We start from the raw sequence: 12557 nt of genomic DNA on the forward strand, positions 1-12557 counted from the left end.
CAAGCCGGCCATCGCAGGATGGCTCCATTGTGGCGAGCGCCCCTGCTGCAACATCGTTCAATCGGACTAGGATTCGCAGCTTTTTTCAGTCTGTTGCCACGCCCGGTGGCTTGCTGGCTCAGGGCAGGCAGGGATAGTCCGTATAGCCGGCGGCACCGGGTGTGTAGAGGGTCTTCGGGTCGAAGTCCGCCAGCGCGGCGTTCTCGCGCAGGCGACGCACCAGGTCGGGGTTGGCAATGAAGTGCCGGCCGAAGGAGACCGCCTCCCCGTGCCCCGCCCGCAAGGCCTGGCGAGCGTCGCCGCCATCGAAGCCGTCGTTGAGGATCAGCGGCCCGGCGAAATGCCGGCGTGCCATCGCGAAGGCATCCAGTGTCGGCAAGGGCGAACGCATGATGTGCAGGTAGGCCAGCTTCAGCGGCGAGACCGCGTCCAGCAGGCCGCCGCAGGTTTCAAGCGGCGCGGCGTCCGTCACGTCGTTGTAGGGGCTCGCCGGGCGGATGCGCAGCCCGACGCGGTCCGCGCCGATGGCCCCGGACAGGGCCTGCAGCACCTCGACCATGAAGCGGCGGCGGTTCTCGGCGCTGCCGCCATAGGCGTCCTCGCGCAGGTTGGTGTTGGTGGCCAGGAACTGCATCGGCAGGTAGCCGCTGGTGCCGTGCAGCTCCACGCCGTCGAAGCCTGCCTCCCGTGCCAGCGCGGCCGCCTGGGCGTACTCGCGGATCACGCCGGGAATCTCGTCCAGGCGCAGCGCGCGCGGCATGTCGAACCCGGCCGGGCCGATTGCATCGGTGAAGATCTTGCCGCTCGCCCGCACCGCCGAAGGCGCCACGGTGTCGGCCTGCTTGTTGTGGTGGCTGGCGATGCGCCCGGCGTGCATGAGCTGGGCCACGATGCGGCCTCCTTCCGCATGCACCGCCGCGGTCACCCGCCGCCAGGCCGCGACCTGCTGCGGCGTGTGCAGTCCCGGCGTGCGGCAATAGCCCTTGCCGGCGGCGCTGGGCTGCACGCCTTCGGTGACGATGAGGCCTGCCGTGGCGCGCTGGCGGTAGTACGCGACATGCAGGTCCGTCGGCACGTCGCCTTCGGCGGCGCGGCTGCGCGTCATGGGCGCCATGACGATGCGGTTGGACAGCGCGATGGCGCCCAACTCAAGCGGTTCGAACAGCGGGTCGGAGGCGAGTGTCATGGGGGTCTCCTAGCGCACGCGGATCTTCGGTTCCGGTGCGCCGCGGCGCATGGTCGCCAGGAATTGCTCCAGCGGCGCAGGCGCTGCCACGTCGGCCGTTTCAGCGCCCGGGGGCTGGGCCCAGAACGCTTTCCAGCTGGGCCACAGCGCATGCCAGCTGCCTTCGTAGGGCTCGCGCCCCGGCCAGCGCATCTTGCGTTCGCCGATGGGCGGCTTGTTGAGGTCGGTGGCGTACCAGTAGCAAGGCAGGCGCCGGCGAAACAGCCAGCGACCGTCGATGCGCTCGTAGTCGTCCCAATACAGCATCTGCATGATGACCCAGTCGCCGCCGGCCTCGTGCTCGTTCTTCGAGTACACGACACCGTGTGCGCGGTCGGGGCTGGTGAACTCGATCACATGTCCGCCCAGGTGGTGCGAGGTGCCGCTGAACTGCTGGCGCAGGGTCTGGTCGACCCAGGCCTTCAGGTGCGCACGGCCCACCTTGTCGCGGCTCACGCGGATGTCCGGTGCGAACAGTCCGACGTGGGCATCCACGTCGCGCATGTCCAGGGACAACGAGTACTTGGAAACGAGGAATCGGATCTCCTCGATGGATTCCAGCCGATCGACACGTGCAAGAAGCGCTTCCGTCATGAACCGGGTCTCTCCGTCAGTCTGTCAATGAACCGCGGCCATTCTGGTTCGCGCCCTGCGCGGCGGGCATCGTCTGATCAGACTAAAGGCCGGCTCGAAGGACTTCGCACACGCGCGTAGTCTCATCGGACGATGTGTCCCGCAAGGGGGCTCCACAGAATCGACGCACAGATTCAAGGAGCCAAGGATGAACAAGCAGTTGGGGTTGGATGCGGTCGCTTCGCATCTGCGAGACGGCATGACGGTGGGCATCGGCGGATGGGGCCCGCGCCGCAAGCCGATGGCGGTGGTGCGCGAGGTGTTGAAGTCGCCGGTCAAGGACCTCACGGTCGTGGCCTACGGTGGCCCGGAGGTCGGCATGCTGTGCGCCGCCGGCAAGGTCCGCAAGCTGGTCTACGGCTTCGTGACGCTCGATGCGATTCCTCTGGAGCCGTACTTCCGCAAGGCCCGCGAGGCGGGCGCGCTGGAGGTCTGCGAACTGGACGAAGGTCTGCTGCACTGGGGCCTGCGCGCCGCCGGCATGCGGGTGCCTTTCCTGCCGACGCGCGTGGGCCTGGGCAGCGACATCCTGACCTACAACCCGTCCTTCAAGACGGTCCAGTCGCCGTATGCCGATGGCGAGGTGCTGCTGGCCATGCCGGCGCTGGCGCTGGACCTGGCCCTGCTGCACGTCGACACCGCCGACCGGCTGGGCAACACCCACATCCACGGGCCGGACCCGTTCTTCGACGACCTGTTCGCGCGGGCGGCGAAGAAGACCATCGTCAGCTGCGAGGAGATCCACGACCGGCTGGACATCGCCCGCCCCGAGGACGCCAAGGCCAACCTCTTCGAGCGCAACCTGGTCACTCACGTCATCCATGCGCCCTTCGGCGCGCACCCCACCTCCTGCGCACCGCGCTACGGCTGGGACATGGGCCACCTGAAGCAGTACGTCGCCAGCGCGAGCCAGGCCGACGGCTGGAGTGCCTACGGCGAACAGTTCCTGCGCGGCGACGAGGCCGCCTACCAGTCGGCCGTCGGCGGCGTGCAACGCATCGGCGCCTTGCCGATGCCGATTTTCTGATGCGAAGACAGGACCTTGAGATGAGCCAGACTTCTTCTTCTTTCACCTTGGCCGAATTGCTGATCAGCGCGGCGTCCGAAGCCTGGCGCGGCAACGGCGAGCTGCTCGGCTCGGGCATCGGCACGCTGCCGCGCATCGCGCTGGGCGTGGCCAAGCTCACCCATTCGCCGGAACTGCTGATGACCGACGGCGAGGCCTACCTGGTCGAGGAGCCCATCCCGCTCGGTCCGCGCGGCGACTGGAAGCCCCGCTTCTCCGGCACGATGACCTACGCGCGGGTGTTCGACTGCGTCTGGAGCGGCAAGCGTCATGCGCTGGTCGGCCCGACCCAGATCGATCGCTGGGGCCAGGCCAACATTTCCTGCCTCGGCGATTTCCACAAGCCCAAGGTGCAGATGCTGGGCTCGCGCGGCTTTCCGGGCAACAGCATCAACCACGCCAATTCGATGTTCGTGCCGGCGCACAGCACCCGTGTCTTCGTGGCCGGCGAGGTCGATGTGGTCGGCAGCGTCGGCTACAACCCTGCGCGCTGGCTGCCCGGCATGAACCGCGATGCGGTGGACCTGCGCCTGATCGTCACCGACCTGTGCATCATGGATTTCTCGGGCCCCGACCACGCCATCGCGGTGAAGTCGCTGCACCCCGGCGTCAGCTTCGAGCAGGTGCAGGCCGCCACGGGCTTTCCCTTGCTGCGCGCCAAAGACCTGGGCGTCACGCCCGCGCCGACCGACGCGCAGATGGCCTTGATCCGCCAGCTCGACCCGCACGACCTGCGCGCCGGCGTTCTCAAGGACAACCCGCCCGGAGTGCGTGCATGAACGTCGCCCTTCAGCGCACGGCGTCACCTGCCGCCGACGCGGGAGCGGTGGCATGAGCCGCGCCCTCAAGACCGAACTGTGCGACCTGCTGGGTTGCCGCTATCCGATCGTGCAGACGGCGATGGGTTGGGTGGCCGATGCCCGGCTGGTTGCCGCGACCTGCAATGCGGGCGGCTTCGGCTTCCTGGCCGGCGTCACCATCGAGCTCGACAGGCTGGAGGATGAAATCCGCAAGGTCATGGCGCTGACCGACCAGCCCTTCGGCCTGAACTTCCACATGTGGCAATCCAATGCCGCCCAGGCCATCGACCTCGTGGTCAAGTACAGCCATCGCATCCGCGCCGTGAGCTACGGGCGCGGGCCGGACAAGGCGACCATCCGCCGCTTCAAGGACGCGGGCGTGCTGTGCATGCCGACGGTCGGCGCGGTCAAGCATGCGCTGAAGGCCGTCGAGCTGGGCGCCGACATCGTCACCATCCAGGGCGGCGAGGGCGGTGGCCACACCGGCAACGTGCCGACCTCCATCCTGCTGCCGCAGGTGCTCGATGCGGTCCAAGTGCCGGTGGTCGCGGCCGGCGGGTTTCACGACGGACGCGGCCTGGCGGCAGCGCTGGGCTATGGCGCGGTCGGCATCGCCATGGGCACGCGCTTCCTGATGACCCGTGACTCGCCGGTGCCCGACGCGACGAAGCAGCACTACGTGGCGGTGAACGACGTGGCCCACATCCGCGTGTCGCACGCGGTGGACGGCATGCCGCAGCGCCACATCGACAACGCCTACCTGTTGCGGCTCGAAGCCGACAGCGGATTCAAGCGCGTGCTGGTGGCGCTGCAGTGCGCCTGGAAATGGAAGGCGCAGACCGGCATGAGCACCGGCCACATGCTGCGCACCGCGGCGAGCGCGCTGCGCGAGGACGGCATGAGCGTGGCGCAGACGCTGATGGCGGCCAACGCGCCCATGCTGATCCAGCGCTCCATCGTGGACGGACGGCCCGACGAGGGCGTGCTGCCCAGCGGCCAGGTGGCCGCTGCGATCGGCGAGCTCAAGAGCTGCGCCGAGGTGATCGAGGAACTGGTCGCCCAGGCCCATGCGCGGCTGGACGCGATCGCCGCGCTGACAAGAACGCAAGAGACCCTCTCATGACGAACGACATCGAAAACTCCCTGAAAAGCACCATCGACGCCGGCGTGGCGGAACTGGTGATCGACCACCCGCCGGTCAATGCCCTGCCCAGCGCGGGCTGGCACGCGCTGGCCGCGCGCATCGACCGCCTGGGCAGCGACCCCGAGGTCCGCGTCATCGTGCTGCGCGCCGAAGGGCGCGGCTTCTGCGCCGGCGTGGACATCAAGGAACTGGCGGCGCACCCCGCACGCATCGCCTCGGTCAACGCCGGCAACTACGCGACCTTCCGCGCCATCCACCGTTGCCGCGTGCCGGTGATCGTGGCGGTGCACGGCTTCGTGCTGGGCGGCGGCATCGGCATTTCGGGGGCGGCGGACATCGTGGTCGCCTCGGACTGCGCCACCTTCGGCGTGCCCGAGGTGGACCGCGGCGCAATGGGCGGCGGTGCCCACCTGCAGCGCCTGTTCCCGGTGCAGAAGGTGCGCCACATGTACTTCACCGGCGAGGCCATCGATGCGTCGGAAGCCTTCCGCCTGGGCGCCGTCGAGCGCGTGGTGCCGCGCGCGCAACTGCGGGAGGCGGCACTGGACATCGGCCGCAAGATCGCGGCCAAGAGCGCCACCATGATCCGCCTGGCCAAGGAGTCGCTCAACGGCATCGAGGACGGCAACCTCGAGGACAAGTACCGCTGGGAGCAGGGCTTCACCTTCGAGGCCTACATGAGCCCGGACTCGCAGGAAGGCCGCGAGGCCTTCGTCGCCAAGCGCGATGCGAGCTTCGACGCGAACGTCGACGCGAAGGCCTGAGGCGTTCCATGCACCTGCACTACACGGAAAAACAGCGCAGCTTCCGCGCCGAGGTCCGCGCCTGGCTGGCCGCCCACGTGCCGAAGGAATCGCTGGCCAGCTTCGACACGGCCGAAGGCTTCGCACAGCACCGCGCCTGGGAGCGCACGCTCAACTCGGGCCGCTGGAGCATGGTGACCTGGCCCGTCGAGCTCGGCGGGCGGGGCTGCGACCTCATCGAGTGGCTGATCTTTGAAGAGGAGTACTGGCGCGCGCAGGCGCCCCTGCGCGTCAACCAGAACGGCATCTTCCTGCTCGGCCCCACGCTGATGGACTTCGGCAGCGCCGAGCAGAAGGCGCGCTTCCTGCCGCGCATGGCCGCCGGCGACGACATCTGGGCGCAGGGCTGGTCCGAGCCCAACGCCGGTTCGGACATGGCCGCCATCCGGGCCAGCGCCGTGCGCGACGGCGACTTCTATGTCGTCAACGGCCAGAAGACCTGGTCGTCCCGCGCGGTCTGGGCCGACTGGCTGTTCGGCCTGTTCCGCAGCGACCCCGATTCGCAGCGGCACCACGGGCTGAGCTTCTTGCTGCTGCCGCTGGACGCACCGGGCGTGACCGTGCAACCGATCCGCCAGCTCAACGGCGAAGCCGGCTTTGCCGAGGTTTTCTTCGACAACGTCAAGGTGCCGGTGGCCAACCGCATCGCGGAGGAGGGCGCGGGATGGCACGTAGCCATGGCCACGGCGGGCTTCGAGCGCGGGCTGATGCTGCGCTCGCCGGCGCGCTTCCAGGCCACGGCACGCGCACTGGTGGCGCTGTACCAACGGCATCGCGCCTCGGCCGATCGCGACCCGGCGATCCGCAACGCCGTGCTGCGCGCCTGGATGGATGCCGAGGCCTACACCCTGGCGACCTACCGCACGGCCAGCCGCCTGGACAACGGCGGCAGCATCGGACCCGAGTCGAGCACCAACAAGATCTTCTGGTCCGAGCTGGACCTGCGGATGTACGAGACCGCGCTGCGCATCCTCGGCCCCGAAGCCGAACTGCTGCCGCCGGTGCGCGAGCCCGGCGTGGTGGGCCACTGGCTCAACGGCTTCCTGCATTCGCAGGCCGGAACGATCTATGCGGGCGCCAACGAAATCCAGCGAAACATCATTGCCGAACGCATGCTCGGCATGCCGCGCTCCTGAGGACACCGCGATGTACTTTCATTTCACCGATGACCAGCGCGAGTTCGGCGAAGCCATGTGCAGCTTCTTCATGAAAGAGGCCACGCCCGAGCTGGCGCGCGAACTGTGGGACACGCCGACCGGGCGCTCGTCCGAGATGTGGGCCCGTGTGGCCGGGCAGGGCATGCTGGGCATGTCCGTGCCGGAAAACTTCGGCGGCCTGGGCTGCGGCGACGATGCCTGGTCGCTGATGACGCAGGTCATCGGCTACTACGGCGGCTCCGACGGCTTGTTCGAGACCGCTTGGCTGGCCGCTGCGCTGATCGACGCACTGGGGTCGGAATCGCCCGAGCGCGCGCGCTGGCTCCCGCGCATCGCGGCGGGCGAGGTCCGCCTGGCGATCGGGCATCCGGTCAACCCGCTGGTGGCCGACGCGCATGTGGCCGATCTGCTGCTGCTCGCGCACGAAGACGAGGTCCATGCGGTGCACCGCGAGGACGTGCGCATGAGCCCGCGACGCAGCATCGACGCCTCGCGCCGGCTGTTCCATGTCGAGTGGACACCCAGCCGCGCCAGCTGCATTGCCGATGCCGAGCTCGGCCAGCGCCTGTGGGCCGACACCCTGAACCGCGGGGCTTTGGCGGTGGCCGGGCAGATGAACGGGTTGACGCAGCGCCTCATCGACCTGTCGGTCGACTACACCGCGCAGCGCAAGCAGTTCGGCAAGCCCGTGGGCAGCTTCCAGGCGGTCAAGCACCTGATCGCCAACGTGGCGGTCGAGCTGGAGTTCGCCAAGCCGGTGACCTACCGCGCCGCCTATGCGCAGGCCGAGCGCGAAGACCTGCGCGACGTGCATGTGTCGCACGCCAAGCTGGTGGCGGCCGATGCGGCGCGCCTGGCGTGCCGCAACGGCATCCAGGTCCACGGGGCCATGGGCTACACGTGGGACATGGACCTGCAGATCTTTGCCAAGCGCGTCTGGGCACTGGACGCCACCTGGGGCGACGAGGCCTTCCACAAGGCCCGCGTCGCGCAGCACGTGTTCGACCCCGCCGCGGCGCTCGGACCCGGCCACACCTTTTCTGAATCGACGGAGTAAGCCATGCATGAAGCAGTGATAGTTGCCACCGCCCGTACCGCCATCGGCAAGGCCTTCCGGGGCGCCTTCAACGACACCGAGGCGCCCGTGCTGGGCGGCCATGTGGTGCGCGCTGTGGTCGAGCGTGCCGGCATCGAGCCCGGCGAGGTCGACGACGTGCTGATGGGCGCGGCGGCGCAACAGGGCACGCAGTCGTACAACCTGGGTCGCCTGTGCGCCTACACCGGCGGCCTGCCGTTGAGCGTGCCGGGCATGGCCATCGAGCGCATGTGCGGCTCCGGCCTCATGAGCATTGCCACCGCCGCCAAGGGCGTGATGTGCGGCGAGCTGGACATTGCCGTCGCGGGCGGGCTGGAGTCGATCTCGCTCACGCAGAACGCACACAAGAACAGCTTTCGCGCCCAGTCGCAGGCCGTGCGCGCCGTGGTGCCCGAGGCCTACATCGCCATGATCGAAACGGCGGAAGTGGTGGCCGAGCGCTACGGGATTTCACGCGCCGCGCAGGACGCGTATTCGCTGGCCAGCCAGCAGCGCACGGCCGCCGCGCAGGCGGCGGGCCTGTTCGACGACGAGATCGTCCCCCTCACCGTCGACAAGGCGCTGACGGACAAGGCAGGGCAGTCGCTCGGCAGCACGCGCGTGACCCTCGAGCGCGACGAAGGCAACCGCGCCGACACCACGCTGGAAAGCCTGGGCGCCCTCCAACCGGTGCTGAAGAACGGCACCTGGGTGAAAGAGGGGCGGCACATCACCGCGGGCAACGCCTCGCAGCTGTCGGACGGGGCCTCGGCGACGCTGCTGATGCGCCGCACCGAGGCGGCGCGGCGCGGCCTGGCGCCGCTGGGTGTCTACCGGGGCATGGCGGTGGCGGGCTGCGGTCCGGACGAAATGGGCATCGGGCCGGTGTTCGCGATTCCCAAGCTGCTGCAGCGGCACGGCCTGGGCGTGAACGACATCGGCCTGTGGGAAATCAACGAGGCCTTCGCCTGCCAGGTGCTGTACTGCGCCGGGCAGCTCGGCATTGCGCACGACCGCCTGAACGTCAATGGCGGTGCCATTGCCATCGGCCATCCCTTCGGCATGTCGGGTGCGCGCATGGTGGGCCATGCCCTGATCGAAGGGCGCCGACGCGGCGTGCGCTACGTGGTGGTGGCCATGTGCATCGCCGGCGGCATGGGTGCGGCGGCCCTGTTCGAGGTGCTGTGATCCGTGGCCGCCACGACGGGCGCGGGCACCGCGAGGACTGAGCGCGCCGGTGTCCTGCAGGGCAAGGCCGTCGTCATCACCGGGGCCGGCCAGGGCTTGGGCGCGGCCTATGCGCGCCTGGCTGCCGCAGAAGGCGCGAGCGTGCTGGTCAACGACATCGACGGCGCGGCTGCGCAGGCGGTGGTGCAGGGCATCGAGGCCGCCGGCGGGCAGGCCGTGGCGAACGCGGCCGACATCTCGAGCTGGGCCGGCGCCGCCGGGCTGATCGGCGAATGCATCGGCCGCTTCGGCACCATCGACGGCCTGGTCAACAACGCCGCGCGCTTCTACATGGCGCGGCCCGAGGACGAGGAAGAGGCCGCGATGCGCGCGCTGCTCGCCGTCAATGTGCTGGGCACGGCCTTTTGCGGCGTGCACGCGCTGCGCCACATGCTGGCGCGCGGCCGGGGCGCCATCGTCAATGTCACCTCGGGCTCGCAGACCGGCACCACCTTGCAGGGCATGTACGGCGCGTCCAAGGGCGCGGTGGCCTCGCTGACCTACAGCTGGTCGGTCGACGCCGCGCCGCACGGCGTGCGCGTCAACGCGGTGTCGCCGATGGCGAAGACGCCGATGGCCGACCTGGCCCGCAGCTACTTCACGGACCGGCATCGCACGCCGTGGCCGCAGGTCGCGGTGAGCCCCGAAGACAACGCGCCCGTCGTGGCCTACCTGCTGTCCGATGCGGCGCAGGGCGTCAACGGACAGGTCGTGCGCATCGACGGCGATCGCCTGTCGCTCATGACGCATCCGGCCGTGCTGCATCCGCCGCTGGAGAGCGCCCGCTGGGGCGTGGACGAGGTCGCGCAGGCCTTCGAGGCGCAGTTGAAGTCGCGGCAGCTGCCGGTCGGCGTGGTGGGGGCGCAGCTCGTGCTGCATCCCTACGCACTGCGCTATCCGCGCGAGGCGGACGCCGGCGGCTGACCGCGCCGATCCATTCGATCCGCCTAGTCTTTAAGGACGATGTTGAGGCGGATGTCTTTCCACAGAATCCGGCCGGCGGACACGCACCGGACACGGCGCGATTCGCACACGGGGTCTTCAGAGATTCCTCCGATTTTCATAAAAGCACCAGGAGACAAGAGACATGACGACATTCAGGAAAGTGCCGATGGCGCTGGCCCTCTCGGCGGCGTTCGCCCTGCCTTCGCACGCCGACGAGCTGTCGGACCTCAAGGCGAAGATGAGCGAGATGCTGCTGCAGGTGCAGGCGCTGCAGAAGAAGCAGGACGACATGGAGGCGAAACAGGCGGCCAATGCCGCCGCCAAGCCGGAGGGTGCAGCGCCGGTCGTGGCGGGCACGCTGCCGGGCTCCATCATGCTGCCGGGCACCAACACCTCGCTGAAGATCGGCGGCTACGTGCAGCTGGCCGCGAGCCGGGAGATGAACGGCTTCATCGGCAACACGCAGACCGTGCTGTCGCCGTTCTCCGCGGCTGCCGGCGGCATTCCGTACGCGGGATCGCAGGCGTCCAAGCGCAGCGGCGAGACGAGCTTCGAGGCGCGTGAATCGCGACTGAACGTCACCACGCTCACGCCCACGCGCTATGGCGACCTGCGGACCCTGATCGAAGGCGACTTCTACGGCACCGGTGGCACCAAGGCCTCGACCAACTCGGTCTCGTTCCGGCTGCGCCACGCCATGGCGGAAATCGGCCCCTGGATGTTCGGCCAGTACTGGTCCAACTCGGCGGACCTGATGCAGGGACCGGACGTGTACGACTTCGGCGGCCCGGTCGGCCTGGCGGCCCTCAGCCGCGTGCCGCAGATCCGCTACACCTGGAAGATCAATCCGCGTTCCACCTTCTCGACCTCGATCGAGCAACCCACGCAGGACTTCAGCGGCGCGGACAGCGTGGTGTTCCAGGCGGGCTACAACAACATCAGCACCAATTCGCTGGACAAGCTGCCGGACATCACCGCGCGCTATGTCTATGACGACACCTGGGGCCGCCAGTCCTTCGGCTTCGTGGCCCGCCGCCTGACGGCGACCAACGTGGGCGGCGCGGGCACGGCGGGCGCGGCGCTGGGCGACAAGACCCTGAGCACCACCGGCTACTCCCTCAACAACCAGGGCACCTTCAACGTGTTCGGCAGGGACAAGCTGGGCTACCACCTGGTCTGGGGCAAGGGTGCCGGCCGCTACATCACGCAGCAGCAGCCGTCCGCCGTGCTGTATCCCAACGTGGCCGGTGCGCCCAACGCGCTCGACGCCATCAAGTCGCGCGGCTTCAACATCTCCTACCTGCACTACTGGAACGACCAGTGGCGCTCGACCATCGACTACGGCCGGGTCCGCACCACGGTGCCGCATCCGCAGCTGCCGCTCACCACCATGAGTTCGGTGGAGTCGGTCTTCGCCAACCTGATCTGGTCGCCGGTGCCGCAGGCCGAGCTCGGGCTGGAATACGCCTGGGCCAAGATCAAGAACGACGTGCCCAAGTCCGGCATCGGCAGCCGCCTGTCGTTCATCGGCAAGTACAAGTTTTAATGGCCGCCAGGGCGGCCGTCCACCGGCCGCCGACATTCAAGGGCAGTGACTATGGTTGACGAATTTGCGATTGTGGTGATCCGGGGCATCGGCCTCGGCGCGATCTTCGCGTTGATCGCGATGAGCATGAACATCGTCTACGGGGCGACGCACATCCTCAACTTCGCGCAGGGCAACATGTTCGTGCTGGGCGGCTTCGTCGCCGTGGCCGCGACGCCCGCCGGCCAGAGCATGGTGCTCTGGCTGGCGCTGATCCCGGCCGCGGCGCTGGTGCTGGCGCTGGTGGTCGCGGTGCAGGGCTGGATCACGCTGGTGCCCTTGCGGCATTCGGTGGAACAGAACTCCTGGCTGATCACGACGATGGCCGTGTCCATCATGATCAGCGCCACGCTGCTGCTGGTGCAGGGCCCCTGGGCCGCGACGGCGCGCAGCCCGATGCCGCCGCTGGTGCTGTTCGGCGTGCGCACGCCCGGTCCCTACATCGCCGTGATGGCGTTGGCCGTTTTCTGGTTCGTGGCCTTGCGCCTGTTCCTCACCCGAACGCTGGTCGGCCTGGCCGTGAGCGCGCTGTCGCAGGACCTGGAGGCCGCGCGGGCCGCGGGCCTGAAGGTGCGCCAGCTGCAGCTGCTGGCCTTCGGCATCAGCGGCCTGGTGGTGGGCAGCGCGGGCTTCGTGGCGGCGCCGCTGATGTCGATCTCGGCCGACACGGGCATCCGCTACGTGCTCAACGGCTTCGTCGCCTCGGTCATCGGCGGCATGGGCAGCAACCTGGGCGCCATGGTGGGCGGTGCGCTGGTGGGCGTGGTCTCGATGCTGGCCATCTACCTGGTCGGCGGCGAGTACCAGGGCCTGGTGTCGCTGCTGCTGCTGGTGGGCATGCTGCTGATCCGTCCCGAAGGCCTCTTCGGTCGGGCGAGCGCGCGCCGCGTGTGATGA

12 protein-coding genes are annotated in these 12557 nt (G+C 68.9%); 10 read left to right on the plus strand and 2 right to left on the minus strand.

Annotation, left to right across the window (positions count from 1 at the left end; all coding sequences use genetic code 11):
- Nucleotides 1-118: 118 nt before the first annotated feature.
- Entirely contained in the window at nucleotides 119-1186 is a 1068-nt protein-coding gene (locus AC3WQM_RS00250; RefSeq protein WP_492676436.1) for an alkene reductase, read from the minus strand.
- Nucleotides 1187-1195: 9 nt separating this feature from the next.
- Complete coding sequence (locus tag AC3WQM_RS00255; RefSeq protein ID WP_492676437.1) at nucleotides 1196-1819, minus strand: nuclear transport factor 2 family protein; 624 nt, start codon at nucleotides 1817-1819, stop codon at nucleotides 1196-1198.
- Nucleotides 1820-2006: 187 nt separating this feature from the next.
- Between AC3WQM_RS00255 and AC3WQM_RS00260 the strand changes: the two genes are divergently transcribed.
- The 10 genes from AC3WQM_RS00260 to AC3WQM_RS00305 all read left to right on the plus strand — a co-directional run bounded on the left by AC3WQM_RS00260 (nucleotide 2007) and on the right by AC3WQM_RS00305 (nucleotide 12554).
- Nucleotides 2007-2885 (plus strand): CoA transferase subunit A, encoded by an 879-nt coding sequence (locus AC3WQM_RS00260; protein WP_492676438.1) that lies wholly within the window; start codon nucleotides 2007-2009, stop codon nucleotides 2883-2885.
- 20 nt (nucleotides 2886-2905) lie between these two features.
- Nucleotides 2906-3703 (plus strand): CoA-transferase subunit beta, encoded by a 798-nt coding sequence (locus tag AC3WQM_RS00265; protein WP_492676439.1) that lies wholly within the window; start codon nucleotides 2906-2908, stop codon nucleotides 3701-3703.
- Nucleotides 3704-3755: 52 nt separating this feature from the next.
- Nucleotides 3756-4847 (plus strand): NAD(P)H-dependent flavin oxidoreductase, encoded by a 1092-nt coding sequence (locus AC3WQM_RS00270; RefSeq protein WP_492676440.1) that lies wholly within the window; start codon nucleotides 3756-3758, stop codon nucleotides 4845-4847.
- Nucleotides 4844-5632, plus strand: coding sequence for an enoyl-CoA hydratase family protein (locus AC3WQM_RS00275; protein ID WP_492676441.1), 789 nt, complete (start codon nucleotides 4844-4846; stop codon nucleotides 5630-5632). Before AC3WQM_RS00270 ends, AC3WQM_RS00275 begins: the two co-directional genes overlap by 4 nt.
- A gap of 8 nt (nucleotides 5633-5640) precedes the next feature.
- The gene (locus tag AC3WQM_RS00280; RefSeq protein WP_492676442.1) at nucleotides 5641-6807 is read left to right on the plus strand and encodes an acyl-CoA dehydrogenase family protein; all 1167 of its coding nucleotides are present in this window, start codon (nucleotides 5641-5643) and stop codon (nucleotides 6805-6807) included.
- 10 nt (nucleotides 6808-6817) lie between these two features.
- A complete protein-coding gene (locus AC3WQM_RS00285) occupies nucleotides 6818-7885 on the plus strand; it encodes an acyl-CoA dehydrogenase family protein (protein WP_492676443.1) in 1068 nt (355 codons plus the stop codon).
- Nucleotides 7886-7888: 3 nt separating this feature from the next.
- Nucleotides 7889-9091 carry an acetyl-CoA C-acyltransferase gene (locus AC3WQM_RS00290; protein WP_492676444.1) on the plus strand — a complete coding sequence of 401 codons (1203 nt, stop codon included), beginning with the start codon at nucleotides 7889-7891 and terminating at the stop codon, nucleotides 9089-9091.
- A gap of 3 nt (nucleotides 9092-9094) precedes the next feature.
- Nucleotides 9095-10054, plus strand: coding sequence for an SDR family NAD(P)-dependent oxidoreductase (locus tag AC3WQM_RS00295; RefSeq protein ID WP_492676445.1), 960 nt, complete (start codon nucleotides 9095-9097; stop codon nucleotides 10052-10054).
- Between the two features lie 163 nt (nucleotides 10055-10217).
- Entirely contained in the window at nucleotides 10218-11621 is a 1404-nt protein-coding gene (locus tag AC3WQM_RS00300) for a DcaP family trimeric outer membrane transporter (protein ID WP_492676446.1), read from the plus strand.
- Nucleotides 11622-11672: 51 nt separating this feature from the next.
- Complete coding sequence (locus tag AC3WQM_RS00305) at nucleotides 11673-12554, plus strand: branched-chain amino acid ABC transporter permease (protein WP_492676447.1); 882 nt, start codon at nucleotides 11673-11675, stop codon at nucleotides 12552-12554.
- The last annotated feature ends 3 nt before the right edge of the window (nucleotides 12555-12557 follow it).

The organism is Variovorax sp. FW301-JW7, from assembly GCF_058788795.1.